Genomic DNA, 17009 nt, shown 5'->3' with positions numbered 1-17009 from the left:
CGCTGGGAAACTGCGTCGCGAACTGTCGCACCCGGCCCGTAACGTCGGGCCTCGATGAGACAGCTACCCGTCGCCGATCTCGGCACTCCTGACGGCCGGTCCGCCACCCACTACCTGGGCTGGCTGACCTGGCGGTTCCGGCGCACCGTGTTCCCGGCGATCGGGATGGCGATTCTCTGGATGCTCTGCCAGGCCGTGGTGCCGGCCATCGTCGGCAAGGCGATCGACGCCGCCGTCCGGCACGACCGCGACGGCCTGCTGACCTGGTCGCTGGTGCTGTTCGCGGTCGGCGCCGGGCAGGCCTTCTTCGGGGTCAGCCGGCACCGGTTCGCGCTGGTCAACTTCCTGAGCGCGATGTTCGCGACCGTGCAGACCACCGTGCGGCAGGCCGGCCGGCTCGGTTCGGTGCTGTCGCGCCGGATCGACACCGGTGAGGTGGTCGCGATCGGCACGGCCGACATCCGGGCGGTCGGCGCGGCCATCGACATCACGGCCCGCGGCACCGGCTCGCTGATCGCGGTGGTCACCGTGACGGTCATCCTGCTCACCACCTCGGTGCCGCTCGGGCTCGTGGTGGTGCTCGGGGTTCCGGTCCTGATGGCGGTGGTGGGTCTGCTGATCAAGCCGCTGCACCACCGCCAGCAGCAGACCCGCGAGCAGCAGGGCCGGCTCACCAGCCGGGCCACCGATCTGGTGGGCGGCCTGCGGGTGCTGCGGGGCGTCGGCGGCGAGGCGGTGATCGCCGAGCGTTACCGGGCGCAGTCGCAGGCGCTGCGGGCGGCCGGCGTGCGCACGGCCGGGGTGGAGTCGCTGCTGGAGGCGGCCCAGGTGCTGCTGCCGGGGATCTTCCTGGTGCTGGTCACCTGGCTGGGCGCGCGGTTCGCGCTGCGCGGGCACATCACGGTGGGGCAGCTGGTCTCCTTCTACGCCTACGCCGCTTTCCTGGTCGCGCCGCTGCGCCAGTTGACCGAGGCGCTCGACAAGCTCACCCGCGGGCACGTGGCCAGCCGGCGGGTGGTGGGGCTGATGGGGGCGACGACCGATCTGCCCGACCCGGCCACGCCCCGGCCTGCCGAGCGGCTGACCGGCGAGCTGGCCGACCCGGAGTCGGGCGTGGTCGTCCGGCCCGGCCAGATGACCGCGATCGTGGCGGCGCTCCCGGCCGACGCCGCGCTGATCGCCGACCGGCTGGGGCGTTACACCGAGGGCGGTGTCGTTGATGATCAGCCGCTCGACGAGTTCGCGCTGTCGGTGGTGCGCGACCGGATCCTGGTGGCGGACAACGACGCGCGGCTGTTCACCGGGCCGCTGCGTGCCGATCTCGATCCGCACGACACCGGGCGTCTTCCCGCGGCCCTGCACGCCGCGGCGGCCACCGACATCGTCGAGGCGCTGCCGGAGGGGCTCGACAGCGAGGTGGCCGAGCGGGGCCGCACCTTCTCCGGCGGCCAGCAGCAGCGGCTGCGTCTCGCCCGTGCGCTGGTCGCCGACCCGGAGACGCTGATCCTGGTCGAGCCGACCAGCGCGGTCGACGCGCACACCGAGGCGCGCATCGCCGGCCGGCTGATCGCCGCGCGGGCCGGCCGCACCACGGTGATCTGCACATCCAGCCCGCTCGTGCTCGACCGCACCGACCGGGTCTGTTATGTCGAGGAGGGTCGTTTGGTCGCCGAGGGCAGCCATCACGAACTGCTCACCGCCGAGCCGCGATATGCCTGGACAGTGCTGCGGGAGGATGCGTCATGACCGCGTTGCTGCCCGTCGCCGACATCGGCCAGGTGCGGAGATACGCCCGTGACCTGTTCCGGCGCAACCCGCGGGCGCTCGTCGTCATGGTCGGGTTGCACGTGCTCGCGGCGGTCGCCGGGCTGGTCGGGCCGCGCCTGCTCGGCGAGCTCGTCGAGTCCATCCAGCACGGTGGGGCGGTCCGGACGATCGACCGGCTCGCGGCGCTGATCGCCGGGTTCGTGGTGATCCAGGCGGTCCTGACGCGCTTCGCGCATCTCGCCTCCGCCCGGCTGGGCGAGCGCGTGCTGGCCGACCTGCGGGAGGAGTTCATCGAGCGGGTGCTGGCCCTGCCGCTGTCCACGGTGGAGCGGGCCGGGAGCGGTGACCTGCTGACCCGCACGACGCGGGACGTGGACGCGCTGTCGAGGTGCGTCCGGCTCGCCGTGCCGGAGACGATGATCGCAGTGATCCTGGGCGCGCTCGTGGTGGCCGCGATGGTCGCGGTCTCCCCGCCGCTCGCGTTGCCGCTGCTGGTGGCCGTGCCGATCCTGGTCGTCGGCACCAGGTGGTATCTGAAACGTGCGCCCGCGGCCTACCTGAAACAGAACGCCACCTATTCCGCGGTCACCGACGGCCTGGCCGAGACGGTGGAGGGCGCCCGGACGGTCGACGCCCTGCACCGGGAGCGGCAGCGCATCGAGCGCACCGATACCGACCTGCACCGCACCTGGCTGGCCGAGAGATACACGCTGTTCCTGCGGACGGTGTGGTTCCCGATCGTCGAGGTCGGTTACGTGCTGCCGGTGGTGGCGACGCTGCTGGTCGGCGGCCTGTTCTATCTGCACGGCACGGTCACGCTCGGCCAGCTCACCGCGGCGGTGGTCTACGCGCAGATGCTGATCGACCCGGTCGACCGGCTGCTCAGCTGGCTCGACGAGTTGCAGGTGGGCGCTGCGTCGCTGGCCCGCCTGCTCGGAGTGGCCGAGGGTGGCCCGGAGATCAAGGTGGGGCCGGAGCCGGTCGGCACCGGGATCGAGGTGCGCGGGGTGCGTTTCGCCTACGTGGCCGGGCGCGAGGTGCTGCACGGCATCGACCTCACGCTGACGCCGGGGGAGCGGCTCGCCATCGTCGGGCCCTCCGGGGCCGGCAAGTCGACGCTCGGCCGGCTGCTGGCCGGGGTGCACCAGGCCACCGCCGGCACGATCACGGTCGGCGGGGCGCCGCTCGGCGACCTGCCGCTCGACCGGCTGCGCTCCGAGGTGGCGCTGGTCAGTCAGGAACACCACGTGTTCATCGGCTCGGTGTGGGACAACGTCGCCATGGTCCGGCCCGGCGCCGGCGAGCCGGCCGTGCGGGAGGCGCTGGCCGCGGTGAACGCGCTGGACTGGGCGCTGGCGCTGCCCGGCGGGCTGGCCACCGAGGTCGGTGCGGGCGGGCACCCGCTGTCGGCGGCGCAGGCGCAGCAGATCGCACTGGCCCGGCTGGTGCTGGCCGATCCGCACACGCTGGTGCTGGACGAGGCGACGTCGCTGCTCGACCCGCGCGCGGCCCGCGATCTGGAGCGGTCGCTGGCCGCGGTGCTGCATGGCCGCACGGTGGTGGCGATCGCTCACCGCCTGTTCTCGGCGCACGACGCGGACCGGGTTGCGGTGGTCGAGGACGGGCGGATCACCGAGCTGGGCTCGCACGACGAACTGGTCGCGGCCGATGGGTCATACGCCGCGCTGTGGCGGTCGTGGCACGGTGAGCGGGCGCATAGCGAGGCGATCATGGAGCGGTGAGCGGGGTGATCATGGAGCGTGAAACGGGGTACCGTGCGCGGATGGAGCAGCGAGGTCCCTGGACGCGGTACAGCACCGAGGAAGTCTGGGGTGGCCCGTTCTTCCGGGTGCGCAACGACCGGGTCGCCACGCCCGGCGGAGCCGACATCGACTACGCCTGGGTGGACGCCCCCGACCTGGTCCGGGTGGCCGCGCTGACCAGCGACGGCGAGATCTACGTGGTGCAGCAGCACCACTACCTGCCGGACCGGCCCGGCATGTGGCAGCTCCCCGGCGGCGGAGTCGGCCGGGACGAGGCGCCGGAAGCGGCGGCGGCGCGTGAGCTCCGTGAGGAGGTCGGCGCGACCGGCACGCTGGAGCGGGTCGGCGAGGTCTGGCCGATGCCGGGTCTGACCGGGTCGCGCACCCACCTGTTCATCGCCCGCGATCTGCGTGTGGACGGCGTGACGGAGTTGGACGAGTCCGAGGCCGACCTGGTCGCGTTCGCGGTTCCGCTGTCCCGGGCGATTGCCGCCGCGCTGGACGGCACCATCGGCTGTGCGCCGTCGGCACAGTTGGTGCTGTCGGTGGCCGTGACGGTCAGGTAAGCAGCAGCGGGTCTTCGAGGAGGTGTTCGAAGGCCAGCTCGGCCGCGCCGATCAGGGCCGCGTCGTAACCCAGCTCCGGGGTGCGCAGGCGGATGTGTTCGCGGCACGCGGGGAGGGCGATCGCGTTCAGTCGGCTGCGGATCTGGGCCGCCGCCACCAGGTAGACGTCGCGCAGGGTGCCGCCGAAGATGACCGCTTCGGGGTTGAAGATGTTGACCAGGTTGCCGACGCCGAAGCCGATCCACTCGCCGACCTGGCGCACCGCGAACTGGGCCTGGCTGTCGCCGCGCATGGCCGCGTCGACCACACCGAGCACCGCCTCGCGCCCGGTGTCGTCGGTCCGACCGGCGTGCTTGAGCAGGGCGTACTCGCCGATCTCGGTTTCCCAGCAGCCACGCGAGCCGCAGCTGCACTCGCGGCCGTAGGGGTTGACGACCATATGGCCGACCTCGCCGCCGTACCCGCCGTGGCCGGAGACCCGGCGGCCGTCAGCGATGATGCCGGCCCCGACCCCGACGTCGCCGTACAGGTAGATGACGTTGTCGCAGCCCTTGGCGGCGCCGCGGGCGTGCTCGACCAGCGCCGAGACGTCCGCATGATTGCCCACCGTCAGCTGGCCGTCGCCCAGCTCGGCGCGCAGTGCCGCGCCCACCGGCTCCTCGGTCCACCCGATCGTCGGCGCCAGCCGCACCATGCCGTCGTCGCGCCGCACCATGCCGGCCACCGCCACCCCGGTGCCGACGTAGCGGGCGCCGGGGGGCAGCTCCTGGCGCATCTCGCGAACGAACTCGGAGAGCGGCTCCACCGCGTCGAGCACCTGCATGCCGCGCGGCCGGTCGGTCTCCCGCCGGTCCAGGATGCGCCCGCCGAGGCCGACCCGGGCCGCGCGCAGCCGGTCCACCTCGATGCTCAACGCGTACGCGTAGACCGTGGACGACTCGGGCCGGACGACCAGCGAAGGTCGTCCGGCCCGGCCGGTCTCACGTGGTGCCGCCTCGCTGACCAGCCCTGCGGTGGTCAGCTCGGCGGTGAGGGCCCCAATGGTGCTCCGGTTGAGGCCGAGCCGGGTCGTGAGTTCCGCCCGGGAGGTCGCGCCGTGTACGTGCACGTACCGCAGCAGGGTCCCTAGGTTGTGCCGGCGAACCTCTTCCTGGCTGGGGCCGGCCCGCATCATCAGCGTGCCGCCCCCGTTCCCAGGATCCTTCTCATCGGTTTCCGGTTGATGCGGCTCTGCGCCGCGCCAGTGCGTCGACGCTCGCGGCGACCAGCAGAATCAGACCGGTGACCATGTACTTCGTGCCGGCCGAGTACCCCATCAGGCCCATGCCGTTGTCGATGACCGTGATCACGGCGCCACCGACGACGGCGTTGATGGCCTTGCCCTTACCGCCGAAGAGGCTGGTGCCGCCGATGACGGCCGCGCCGACCGAGTAAAGCAGGATGTTGCTGCCACCGGTGTTCGGGTCGACCGAGTTGGCCCGGCTGACGGCGAGGATGCCGCCGATGGAGGCCATGAACGAGCCGATTACGAAGACCGAGATGCGGATCCGGTCGACCGGGATACCGGCCCGGCGGGCGGCCTCGGTGTTGCCACCGACCGCGTACAGGTGCCGGCCGTAGGTGGTCTTGCCGAGTACGAAGGTCCAGATGACCAGGAACACCGCGATGATCGGGGCGACGATCGGCACGCCCTTCACCGAGTTGATCACCGGGTTGATGCTGCGCTCCTGGGTCAGGATCGCGGTCGCCACCAGCACGATGATCGCGAGGGCGCCGATCCGCATCGCGACGATGCCGATCGGGTCGGTGACCAGTTTGCGGGCCAGGCGGGTGCGTACGTTGTTGAGCTGCACCACGGCGAACAGGACCACCGCGACGATGGCGAAGACCCAGCTCAGCCCGACCGACAGGTTGCTGTTGGCCAGCTTCAGCACGAACGTGTCGGTGATCGAGATGTTCTTGCCGCCGCCGAGCAGCTTCAGCAGGATGCCCTGGAAGGCGAGGAACGCGGCCAGGGTGACGACGAAGGACGGGATGCCGAATTTCGCCACCATGAAGCCGAGCACGAAGCCGATCACGATGCCGGTGAGCATCGCCGCCGGGATCGCGGTGTACCAGTCCCAGCCGTGGTTGGTCAGCAGGATCGCCATGATCGCGCCACAGACGCCGGAGGCGAAACCGGCGGACAGGTCGATCTCACCCAGCAGCAGGACGAAGACGAGGCCCATCGCGATGAAGATGTACTGAGCGCCCTGCGAGAACAGGTTCGCGAAGTTCAGCGAGCCGAAGAACGTGTCGCGGGCGATGCCGAAGATCAGGCACAGGATGACCAGGCCGAGGACGGCCGGGAGACTGCCGAGGTCACCACCGCGTACGCGGCCCCAGTAGTCGTTGATGTGGCTACCGACAGTCGGCTTGACAACCTTGATGTCGCCGGCCGTGGTCGTAGTGGTGGTCACTTGTCGCCTCCCGGCGTGATGTCGACGATGTCGCCGCTGAAGTCGGAGGGCTTCTCGGGAGGCAGGCCGATGTTGCCGCTACGGCCGGCGGTGATCAGCTCCACGATCTGGGAGTGGGTCACATCGGTGGTCTTGACCTGGGCGGCCATCCGGCCGAGGTAGAGCGCCGCGATCCGGTCCGACACCGCGAACACGTCGTTCATGTTGTGCGAGATCAGCACGACGCCGAGGCCGTTGTCCGCGAGGCGGCGCACCAGCTCCAGAACCTGGGCGGTCTGCGCGACACCGAGGGCGGCGGTCGGCTCGTCGAGGATCACGACCTTCGAGTTCCACAGCACTGCCTTGGCGATCGCGACGGTCTGCCGCTGACCACCGGAGAGGCTGGCCACGAGCTGGCGGAGCGACTTCACGGTGCGGACGGACAGGCTGGCGAGGGTGTCGCCGGCCATCTGCTCCATGGTCGGCTCGTCGAGCACGATGCCGCGCTTCTTCTCCCGGCCGAGGAACATGTTCTGGACGATGTCCAGGTTGTCGCAGAGCGCGAGGTCCTGATAGACGACCTCGATGCCGAGGGCGGAGGCGTCGCGGGGACTGTGGATCGCCACCGGGTTGCCAGCGAAACTGACCGTGCCCGAGTCGATGGTGTAGATGCCGCTGACGCATTTGACCAGCGTCGACTTGCCGGCGCCGTTGTCACCGACGAGCGCGGTGACCTCGCCCGGGTAGACGCTCAGGCCGACGTCGTGCAGGACCTGAACGGGACCGAAGCTCTTGTCGATCCCGCTTAGTTCCAGGAGGGGTGTGGCGGCCACGGTGGTTCTCCTTCGCATAGTGACCGGGGTTCGTCGTCGTGGCTCGGCCACAGGCGAAAAGGGGTGACGCAACTCCGGCGCCGCCCACACCCGGGAGGGAGTGAGCGGCGCCGTTGTCAGCCAGCAGAGGTCAGCTGATGCCCGCGGTCGTGCAAGCCGCGGCGAACTCCGCCGTGCACAGCTCATCCTTGGTGACGTAGCCGTCGGTGACGACGTCCTTGACGTTGTCCTTGGTGATCGACGCCGGGGTCAGCAGCACCGAGGCGACGTCCTTCTTCGACTCCGGGTCGGTCACCTTGCCGGTGGCCGTGGTCGGCTTCTCGCCCTTGGCGATGGCGATGGCCACCTGCGAGGCGGCGTCCGCCTCCTTCTTGATCGCCTTGTAGACCGTCATGCATTGGTCGCCGGCGAGGATGTTCTGCAGACCCTGAACGGTCGCGTCCTGGCCGGTGACCGGGACCTGGCCGTTCAGCTTGTTCTTCTTCAGAACCGCGATGGCCGCGTTGCCGAGGCCGTCGTTGGCCGCGAGGACACCCTTGATGTTCTTGTTGGAGGTCAGCATCTGCTCGAAGATCGTGCCTGCCTGGGTGTTGTCCCAGTCCGGCACGTCCTGGTTCGGGCCCTTGACGAAGGTGCCGTCGGCATACTTGGGGTCGAGCACCGAGTTGTAGCCCTGCGCGAACAGGGTGGCGTTGTTGTCGGTCGGCGAGCCGTTGAGCTCGGCGACGACCGGCTTGACGGCCTTGTTGGCGGTGAGGCAATCGACCAGGCCCTGGCCCTGCAGCTCGCCGACCTTCACGTTGTCGAACGACACGTAGTAGTCGGCGCCACCGTTGAGGGTCAGCCGGTCGTAGTCGATCGTCGCGATACCGGCGGCCTTGGCCTTGTCCAGCACGGCCTTACCGGTGCCGGAGTCCAGGTTGACGATCATGAGGACCTTGACGCCACTCGAGATCATGCCGTCGGCGATGGTCTGGAACTGCGTCTTGTCACCCTGCGCGTTCTGGATGTCGGCCGTGATCCCGGCCGCGTCGAACGCGTCCTTGAGGTACTTGACGTCGGCCGTGGCCCACCGGGCGGAGCTCTTGGTGTCCGGGAGGATCACGCCGACCTTGCCGGTCGACGAGCTGGTGGTGCCGCTTCCGGAGCTGTCACTCTTGCTGTCACCGCAGGCAGCGATGCTGCCGGTGGCCAGCAGGCCGACCGCGGCGAGGGCGAACAATCCCTTACGCATTCCTTGTGTCCTTTCGGGTGATCCGGCCTTCGATCGGATTCGATGGGTGTGCGCTGCCGGGAGTGTCGCTCCCTGAGACGCCAAATGATCAGGAGCTAGTTTGTTGTGTCCGGCAACGTATTCCCGTTGCGGCTTGGAACACAAGCGGTTGCGCCATGGCGATCTGGTAACCCGGCATAACAATCCGGCAACACGGCGGTGATACAAGGATTTCGGCCCTTCCAGCGGGCGGGGCCGGGCCTGGACGGTAGCTCAGGTGGCTCACAAAATTACGCTAAGTCACATCTGTGCCCGATCTATCCGGTTCTCGGGAGAAAGATCGTCCGGAGCGTAACGTTGTCATAACGGAGGAGCACCAGCCAGACATATCAAGCTTTATGTCCGAATATTAGCGGTAACCGCATCAGTCAGGCGGATCAGGTCGGCCGGCGCGAGCCCCACCTGTAACCCCCGGCGACCAGCCGAGATGAACATCCGGTCAAGAACCGTCGCCGACGAGTCCACCACCGTGAGCAGCCTCTTTCGCTGTCCGAGCGGACTGATCCCGCCCCGTACGTAACCGCTGCTCCGCTCGGCGACGGCCCGGTCGGCCAGGGCGCCCCGCTTCCCGCCGACCGCGATGGCGAGTGCCTTGAGGTCGACCTCGCCGGTCACCGGCACGACCGCGACGACCAGCCGGCCGTCGACGTCGGCGACCAGCGTCTTGAAGACCCGCGCCGCCTCGATCCCCAGCGCCTGCGCCACCATCGCGCCGTAGTTGGACGCATCGGGGGAGGCGTCGTAAGGATGCAGCGTGTGCTCCACCTTCTGATCGGTGAGCACGGCGATCGCCGGGGTCGCGGCGGACTTCTTCGCCATGACCGAAGATTAAGCCCCCAGCGGGCGGCACAGCAGCACCGTAGTCGGGCCGGCGACGCGGGTCAGGGTCAGCGCGAGGCTGCATCAGGCCCGGACAGGCGCAGGTCACGGCGCAACTTGATCAGGTTCCAGTGCGAGCCGCGCTTGCGGATCTCGAGCCGGCCGATGCCGCGCTCACACAGCAGGGCACGTCGGCAGCGTCTTTCGTTGTCCGAGCGGACTTATTCCGCCGCGCACATAACCGCTGCTGCGCTCGGCCGCCCGGTCGGCCAGGGTCGCGCGCTTGCCGCCTGCGGCGTGGGCCCGCGCTTTCATATCGAGCTTGCCGGTGACCGGCACGACCGCCACCGTGAGTGCGCCGTCGACGTCGGCGATCAGGGTTATGAACACCCGCTCTAGCTCGATCCCGAGGACCTGGGCGATCAGCGCACCGTAGTTGGGCGCGTCGGGTGACACCTGGTACGAGGGCAGCGTGTATGACGTCCGTTGCGCGTCCTGGGCCGCAGTCGCCAGAGTGTTGGCAGCATCCTTTTTCGCCATGGCCAGCACGCTAATCTGCTCGGGAGCCCGCCCCCGTCAAACAAAGATCGGCTTCAACATCTGGGCCGGCATGACCCGCAAGCCCGAATGGCTGAACAATTGACCTCAGCCATTCAAAGCCTTGTGGCAGGCGAGCACATCGTGCCGGTCCAGACGATAAGCGATATGACAAGATTCAACTAGGTTGAAACAGTGTTGATCGCGAAGTGGATCCTCGGTTAGAGGACTCCTACGGTTCCACCCTGCAGGTACCTCTTGTCGCTTCCGCATGTCGCTATGGAATATTTTCCAGACGACACCGAGACCGTCGAACCGAAGACGTAGGTGAAGGCACTCCCCTGGGTGGGGTTTGCGCTGCAGTAGGCAATGGCCTGGTAGTAGCCGCTGCCGGCGGTGCAGTGGGCTGTGTAGGACCCGGGAATGGAGTAGTTTGCGGTTCCCTGGCAGTTGCTCGCCGCGGCCATCGCCGGTCCGCCCGTGGAAACAAGAGCTGCTGCCGAAACGAGCCCGACGGCGGCTCCCGTCAAAAGCGGCATTCTAACTGCTTTGCGCATGGATTACCGTGCCTCTCGCTCGTAGTGAATAGCATAAGCTAGGACGTCGAGAGCGTATCAAGGGATATCAATCTTGTCCACGACGGCGGTCGGTCCCAATTGCGCTATATCGATATGCCGGAAGGTGTCCGGTTAAGGGGATTTATGTGCTCTCGCAAAGGTCTGTCTAGCAGTTTGGCTCACATAGTAGGGCGGTGGGGGCGCCGGTCACTCGGGTCAGCACCAGCGACGCGCCGTTCGGTCCGGCAAGCTTGAGGTCGCGGCGCAGTTGGTCCGGCTCCAGCGCCGACCCGCGCTTACGAATCTCCAGCTTGCCGATCCCGCGCTCGCGCAACAGCGCCCGCAGCCGCTTGAGCGAGAACGGCAGCACGTCAGTGACGCTCAGCCTCCTCCCGAACCGGGTTTCGATCCGGGCGTCCGTGTAGACGTACGCGATCGACGGGTCGGCGAGCCGGCCGCCGATCGTCGCGGCGAACTCGGCGACCAGGTGCGCGCGGACCACGGCCGGGTCCGGGTCGTACAGGAAAGCGCCGACCGGGCCGACCGCCGCGACCGTGTCGCCGGGCCCGATCAGCTCGGCGCCGGACGGCAGTAAGGTGGCGCGTCGCGGCGCGGACGCGAGCGGGCCGCACCAGAAGGTCGCCTCGACCAGGTCGCCGCCGACGCTCACCCATTCGCCCTCGGCGCCGGGCGGGAGCAGCGCGTGGTCGATGCCGGGGGCCAGTTTCAGGACGGTGCGCGGGACCCGGGTGGCCAGGTCGCTGACGAAATCCCACGGCGGGGAGAAGGACTTCGGGTCGAAGACGCGACCCCGGCCCGCCTTACGCCGGGCGGGATCGGCGAAGACCGCATCAAAATCCTCCACGCGTACGGTCGTGGCGTCCGCGCAGTCCACCTTGATCATGTCGTCGAGGCCCAGAGCGGCGACGTTGGCGGCGGCGACCGCCGCTGTGGTCGGGTCGCTGTCCACCGCGTACACGAAAATGCCGGCCCGAGCCGCGGCCATCGCGTCGGAGCCCAGGCCGCATCCCAGATCCGCCATGGTCTTGACCCCGGCGGCCGCGAGGCGCGCCGCTCGACGTTCCGCGACGACCGCTCGCGTCGCCTGCTCCAGGCCGGGCCGGGTGAAAAACATCCGTTCGGCCCCGGCGCCGAACTTCGGCACGGCTCGCCGGCGCAGCTCGGCCTGGGTGAGCGCGGCCGCCGCGAGATCCGCGGGGATGCCGCGGGAGCGCACCGCGGAGGCCGCCGCCAGCGGATCTCCATGATCGGTTTCCGTGGCGACAGTCAGGGCATTCACCCCGGCGGGGGTGCGGAGTTGGGCCAGCAGCTCGGGAGTCACGCAGGCATTCTCCCTGGCATGACGACAAATGAGGGTTGTTCAGGACGGTGGCGAACTACTCACAAACACGCGGCGACCTGCAACTCAAGGTAAGTCCTGAACAACCCTCATTGGCACTCTGGTTGACGGAGTGCTAGTTCCGGCATAACCTCGCGTTAGCACTCTCAACATGAGGGTGCCAGCTGTCCGCCCGTCGGGCAGACAGTTAGGCACCAGGCGGACCGGCACCCGCGACGACGGCCCCGCCCGGTGGCATGAGGCATGAGTCCGGCCAGTCAATGGCCGGCAAACCTGTACCCAGGAGGGTATGCCCGTGACTACCGCGACCAAGGTTGCGATCAAGCCCCTCGAGGACCGCATCGTGGTCCAGGCGAATGAGGCTGAGACCACCACTGCGTCGGGCATCGTGATCCCCGACACCGCCAAGGAGAAGCCGCAGGAGGGCACCGTCCTCGCTGTCGGCCCCGGCCGCATCGACGACAAGGGCAACCGCGTCCCGATCGACGTCCAGGTCGGCGACACGGTTCTCTACTCGAAGTACGGCGGCACCGAGGTCAAGTACGCCGGCGAGGAGTACCTGGTGCTCTCCGCCCGCGACGTCCTCGCGGTCATCGAGAAGTGACCTACTGACAGTGCTGACCGCCCTGGCCCACCTTGTGGGCCAGGGCGTCGGTGCGTGAAGGGACCTAAATATGGCGAAGATTCTCAGCTTCTCTGACGACGCCCGGCACCTGCTGGAGCACGGCGTCAACACGCTCGCCGACACGGTCAAGGTCACTCTGGGCCCGCGCGGCCGCAACGTCGTCCTGGACAAGAAGTTCGGCGCGCCCACGATCACCAACGACGGCGTCACCATCGCCAAGGAGATCGAGCTTTCCGACCCGTACCAAAACCTTGGCGCGCAGCTGGTCAAGGAGGTGGCGACGAAGACCAACGACGTCGCCGGCGACGGGACCACCACCGCGACCGTGCTCGCGCAGGCGCTGGTCAAAGAGGGCCTGCGCAACGTGACCGCGGGCGCCAACCCGCTCGGCCTCAAGCGCGGCATGGACATCGCCGCCGAGGCTGTCTCCAAGGCGCTGCTGGCCAAGGCCGTCGGGGTCGACGACCACAAGGCGATCGCCAACGTCGCCACCATCTCGGCTCAGGACGCCACCATCGGCGAGCTGATCGCCGAGGCGATGGACCGGGTCGGCCGCGACGGTGTCATCACCGTCGAGGAGGGCTCGGCGATGCTGACCGAGCTCGAGGTCACCGAGGGTCTGCAGTTCGACAAGGGCTTCGTCTCGCCGAACTTCGTGACCGACGCCGAGTCGCAGGAAGCCGTCCTCGAGGACGCGCTCATCCTGCTGACCACGCAGAAGATCTCCAGCATCGAGGAACTGCTCCCGCTGCTGGAGAAGGTGCTGCAGGCCGGCAAGCCGCTGCTGATCATCGCGGAGGACGTCGACGGTCAGGCGCTGTCCACTCTGGTGGTCAACGCGATCCGCAAGACCCTCAAGGTCGCCGCGGTGAAGGCCCCCGGGTTCGGTGACCGGCGCAAGGCGATGCTGCAGGACTTTGCGATCGCCACCGGCGCCGAGCTGATCGCGCCGGAGCTCGGCTACAAGCTCGACCAGGCCACGCTCGACATGCTGGGCACCGCCCGGCGGGTCGTGGTCGACAAGGAGAACACCACCATCATCGACGGTGGCGGCAAGGCTCCCGAGGTCGCCGACCGGGTCGCGCAGATCCGCAAGGAGATCGAGGCGGCCGACTCCGACTGGGACCGCGAGAAGCTCTCGGAGCGGCTGGCCAAGCTCTCCGGCGGCGTCGCGGTCATCAAGGTCGGCGCGGTCACCGAGGTCGAGATGAAGGAGCGCAAGCACCGCATCGAGGACGCCATCGCGGCGACCAAGGCGGCCGTCGAGGAAGGAACCGTCCCCGGTGGCGGCGCCGCCCTCGCGCATGTCGCCAAGGAACTCGACGGCGGCCTCGGCCTCACCGGCGAGGAAGCGATCGGCGTCTCGATCGTCCGCAAGGCGCTCGTCGAGCCGCTGCGCTGGATCGCGCAGAACGCCGGCCACGACGGTTACGTCGTGGTGGGCAAGGTCGCCGAGCTCGGTTGGGGTCACGGCCTCAACGCCGCCACCGACGAGTACGTCGACCTGGCCGCGGCCGGCATCATCGACCCGGTCAAGGTGACCCGCAACGCGGTCACCAACGCCGTGTCGATCGCCGGTCTGCTGCTGACCACGGAGAGCCTCGTGGTCGACAAGCCGGCCGACTCGGAGCCGGCCGCTGCCGGCGGTGGCCACGGCCACGGCCACGGTGGCCACGGCCACCAGCACGGCCCCGGCTTCTAGATCCACTCAGTCGAAAGGGCGCGCCGATGGCGCGCCCTTTCGCTGTATCTGCCGGTCGGAAAACGGGGCATCGGAAATGATCAAAGTCGGTTACGATCCCGGGCCATGTCCGACACCGTGCTGCTCGATGCGGCGTCCGCCTACCCCGAGGTGAACAACGTTCTGGCGGCCCTGCGCGGGCGCGACTGGAGCGCTGTTCGCGCCGTGCTCGACGCGGCGCCGCCGGTGGGTCGCTCGATCCTGATCCGGGCCGCGGCCGACGAGGCCGGGCTGGAAGAGTTCCTGCGGTACGTGTTGTCGGCCGACCCGGACGACACGGCGGCCGCGGCGATGCTCGGCATGCACCTGATCGACATCGGCTGGAAGATCCGCTCCGGCGCCCGCGCGCAGCATGTCTCCGGCGATCAGTTCGTCGCGTTCCACGACTGGCTGCGCCGGGCCGAGGTGGTGCTGCTGGAGGGCGTGGCCCGCCGGCCGGACGACCCGGCGCTCTGGGTGGCCCGGCTGACCTCGGCGCGCGGCCTCGAACTGGGGCTGGCCGAGACCCGCCGGCGCTACCGCAAGCTCGCCGCGATCGACCCGCACCACCTGCCCGGCCAGAACCAATACCTGCAGCGCCTGTGTCCCAAGTGGAGTGGCAGCTGGGAGTTGCTGCACGCCTGGTGCCGCGAGGAGATGCTGGCCGCGCCGCCCGGGGCGGTGCAGGGCGCGCTGGTCGTGGACGGGCACATCGAGCACTGGCTGGAGCTGGACTCCGGCGCGGACCTGACCTATCTGCGGAACCGGCCGGTCCGGCAGGAGATCGACGAGGCGGCCCAGCGGTCGGTGCTGCATCCGGACTTCCGGCACGACTACGGCTGGGTGCAGGCGGCCAGCAGCTTCGCCATGGCGTACAGCGTGCTCGGCGACCGGACCGCGGCCGCGTCGATGTTCACGCTGCTCGGCGACCTCGGCACCGACCTCCCCTGGTGCTACGTCGGCGACGGCAACGCGGCGAGTCAGATCCGGATCCACCGGCAGCGGTCCCTGCGGCGCGGAAAGGCGGCCTGATGATCAAGAAGTTCGAGGTCGGCGGTGTGCCGGGCCTGCTCGCCCCGACCACCGGGCCGATGCAGGCCGGGCTGGCGTTCCGGGTCGGGTTCACCGACGAGCCGCTGGCCAAGCGCGGCATCACCCACCTGATCGAGCACCTGTCGCTGCACTCGGTGGGCGTCGCCGACTACCACTACAACGGCGCGACCGGCGTCGAGTTCACCCGCTTCCACATGCAGGGCGCCGAGAAGGACGTGGTCGCGTTCCTCAACGGCGTCTGCGCAGCGCTGCGCGATCTGCCGATGCGGCGCCTTGCGGTGGAGAAGGAGGTGCTCGAGGCGGAGGCACACGGCCGCAGCGCGTCGGTCTCCGAGCCGATGTGGCTGTGGCGGCACGGGGCGCGTGACTACGGCGCCGGCGCCTACCCGGAATGGGGCCTGCCCTCGATCACCGAGGACGATCTGCGCGCCTGGGTGGCCCGCTACTTCACCCGGGAGAACGCGGTGCTGTGGGTGGCCGGCGACGCGGTGCCGGCCGGCCTGGAGCTCGATCTGCCGTCCGGCACCCGGCAGCCGCTGCCGGAACCCTCGTCGGCGCTGCCGGTCACCCCGGCCTGCTTCGGCGGCTCGCCCGGCCTGGTCGCGTGGGACACGGTGGTGCCGCGGTCGGCGGCGTCGTCGGTCTTCGCCGAGGTGCTGGAGCGGATGCTGTTCCGCGAGCTGCGCCAGGAGTCCGGCCTGTCCTACGCGGCGCAGACCGATTACCAGCCGACCGGCCGCGACCGGGTGGTCATCACGGCCGCCGCCGACTGCCTGCCGGAGAACTCCGGTGCGGTCCTCGGCGGCATGGTCGACGTGCTGGCCACGCTGCGGGCCGGCCGGGTCGACCCGGCCGACGTGACCGCGGTGATCAGCAAGCGGGTCGAGGGCCTGCGGCACGCCGAGGAGGTGGCCGCGCGCCTGCCCGGCCTGGCGGTCGGCCTGCTGGCCGGTCGCGACGTGCTCGACGTCGACGAGCAGATCGCCGGACTGACCGCGGTGACCCCGGCCGACGTGGCGGCGGTGGCGGCCGGCGCCTGGGCGAACGGCCTGATCATGGCGCCGTCCCGGGCCGACTGGGCCGGCTTCGCGATCGCGCCGCCGGAGTCCCTGCGGGCGGTCACCGGCACCGAGTTCAAACCGCTCGGTGACGTGACCGCGCGACTGGTGGTCGGCCCCGAGGGGGCCAGCCTCGTCGAGCCCCACAACCTGCTGACCGTCCGTTTCGACGAGTGCGTCCTGATGCGGGCGTGGCCGGACGGCGGGCGCCAGCTGATCGGCGCCGACGGGATCGTGGTCTGGGCCGAGCCGACCCTGCACCGCGGCGGCCGGGAGGCGGTCAAGCTGATCGACGCGGCCGTCCCGCCGGAGCGGGTGGTCGTCCAGGCCATCCGCAACCCCGAGCAGATCCCGCAGCCCCGCACCAGGTCGACGACGCCGACCACCACGGCCAGCACGTCGGACCGGGTCAGCGGGATCCTCGGCCTGATCGTGTTCTGGCCGCTCACGCTGATCTTCGGGGCGCTCGGGGCGTTGCTGTTCCTCTCGCTGTCGACCGACGCCGAGGATGTCGAGTACACGATCGTGATCGGGCTGCTCTGCATCCCGGTGACGATCATCGGCATCATCGGCATCCGCCGCTCGCTGTACCGGATGCGCTACGGACCGCGGAAGTCCAGGCAGCGGTAAGGAAGCCGTA

The 17009-nt window shown here is 69.5% G+C and carries 13 protein-coding genes and 2 pseudogenes; 7 read left to right on the top strand and 8 right to left on the bottom strand.

Annotation, left to right across the window (positions count from 1 at the left end; genetic code table 11):
- Nucleotides 1-54: 54 nt before the first annotated feature.
- The 3 genes from AB0E90_RS19060 to AB0E90_RS19050 are packed head-to-tail and all read left to right on the top strand — an operon-like array spanning nt 55 to nt 4096.
- The gene (locus AB0E90_RS19060; RefSeq protein WP_360406769.1) at nt 55-1746 is read left to right on the top strand and encodes an ABC transporter ATP-binding protein; all 1692 of its coding nucleotides are present in this window, start codon (nt 55-57) and stop codon (nt 1744-1746) included.
- Entirely contained in the window at nt 1743-3509 is a 1767-nt protein-coding gene (locus tag AB0E90_RS19055; RefSeq protein ID WP_360406766.1) for an ABC transporter ATP-binding protein, read from the top strand. The genes AB0E90_RS19060 and AB0E90_RS19055 overlap by 4 nt, the downstream gene beginning before the upstream one ends.
- Nucleotides 3510-3550: 41 nt before the next feature.
- Complete coding sequence (locus AB0E90_RS19050) at nt 3551-4096, top strand: NUDIX domain-containing protein (protein WP_360406763.1); 546 nt, start codon at nt 3551-3553, stop codon at nt 4094-4096.
- Here the strand turns inward: AB0E90_RS19050 and AB0E90_RS19045 are convergent.
- From AB0E90_RS19045 to AB0E90_RS19010, 8 genes and pseudogenes are all read right to left on the bottom strand, one after another.
- Nucleotides 4089-5267 (bottom strand): ROK family transcriptional regulator, encoded by a 1179-nt coding sequence (locus AB0E90_RS19045; protein ID WP_360407554.1) that lies wholly within the window; start codon nt 5265-5267, stop codon nt 4089-4091. The two genes, AB0E90_RS19050 and AB0E90_RS19045, sit on opposite strands and share 8 nt — an antisense overlap.
- Before the next feature lie 34 nt (nt 5268-5301).
- Nucleotides 5302-6555, bottom strand: a complete 1254-nt coding sequence (locus AB0E90_RS19040; RefSeq protein ID WP_360406760.1) for an ABC transporter permease — start codon at nt 6553-6555, stop codon at nt 5302-5304.
- Nucleotides 6552-7367, bottom strand: coding sequence for an ATP-binding cassette domain-containing protein (locus tag AB0E90_RS19035; protein ID WP_360406757.1), 816 nt, complete (start codon nt 7365-7367; stop codon nt 6552-6554). The genes AB0E90_RS19040 and AB0E90_RS19035 overlap by 4 nt, the downstream gene beginning before the upstream one ends.
- 130 nt (nt 7368-7497) lie before the next feature.
- On the bottom strand, nt 7498-8601 hold the full coding sequence (locus AB0E90_RS19030; RefSeq protein ID WP_360406754.1) for a substrate-binding domain-containing protein: 1104 nt from the start codon (nt 8599-8601) through the stop codon (nt 7498-7500).
- A 375-nt stretch (nt 8602-8976) separates the two neighbouring features.
- Nucleotides 8977-9459, bottom strand: a complete 483-nt coding sequence (gene ybaK / locus AB0E90_RS19025; RefSeq protein ID WP_360406751.1) for a Cys-tRNA(Pro) deacylase — start codon at nt 9457-9459, stop codon at nt 8977-8979.
- A gap of 9 nt (nt 9460-9468) precedes the next feature.
- Nucleotides 9469-9668: pseudogene (locus AB0E90_RS19020) on the bottom strand (SAM-dependent methyltransferase); the annotation flags it as partial.
- Nucleotides 9649-9999 (bottom strand): annotated as a pseudogene (locus tag AB0E90_RS19015) (YbaK/EbsC family protein); the annotation flags it as partial. The pseudogenes AB0E90_RS19015 and AB0E90_RS19020, both read right to left, overlap by 20 nt.
- Nucleotides 10000-10719: 720 nt before the next feature.
- Nucleotides 10720-11895 (bottom strand): methyltransferase domain-containing protein, encoded by a 1176-nt coding sequence (locus tag AB0E90_RS19010; RefSeq protein WP_360406748.1) that lies wholly within the window; start codon nt 11893-11895, stop codon nt 10720-10722.
- A 307-nt stretch (nt 11896-12202) separates the two neighbouring features.
- On the opposite strand from AB0E90_RS19010, the gene groES reads away from it, so the two are divergent.
- The 4 genes from groES to AB0E90_RS18990 all read left to right on the top strand — a co-directional run bounded on the left by groES (nt 12203) and on the right by AB0E90_RS18990 (nt 16999).
- Nucleotides 12203-12517, top strand: a complete 315-nt coding sequence (gene groES / locus AB0E90_RS19005; protein WP_084297906.1) for a co-chaperone GroES — start codon at nt 12203-12205, stop codon at nt 12515-12517.
- Nucleotides 12518-12587: 70 nt separating this feature from the next.
- Entirely contained in the window at nt 12588-14240 is a 1653-nt protein-coding gene (gene groL / locus AB0E90_RS19000; RefSeq protein ID WP_360406745.1) for a chaperonin GroEL, read from the top strand.
- A gap of 105 nt (nt 14241-14345) precedes the next feature.
- Nucleotides 14346-15290, top strand: coding sequence for a hypothetical protein (locus tag AB0E90_RS18995; protein ID WP_360406742.1), 945 nt, complete (start codon nt 14346-14348; stop codon nt 15288-15290).
- Nucleotides 15290-16999, top strand: a complete 1710-nt coding sequence (locus tag AB0E90_RS18990; protein ID WP_360406740.1) for an insulinase family protein — start codon at nt 15290-15292, stop codon at nt 16997-16999. Before AB0E90_RS18995 ends, AB0E90_RS18990 begins: the two co-directional genes overlap by 1 nt.
- Nucleotides 17000-17009 lie beyond the last annotated feature (10 nt).

The organism is Actinoplanes sp. NPDC026619, from assembly GCF_040638295.1.
Classification (GTDB): Bacteria; Actinomycetota; Actinomycetes; order Mycobacteriales; family Micromonosporaceae; genus Actinoplanes.
The sequence above is the reverse complement of the archived record's forward strand: the minus strand, read 5'-3'. Positions and strand labels throughout refer to the sequence as shown.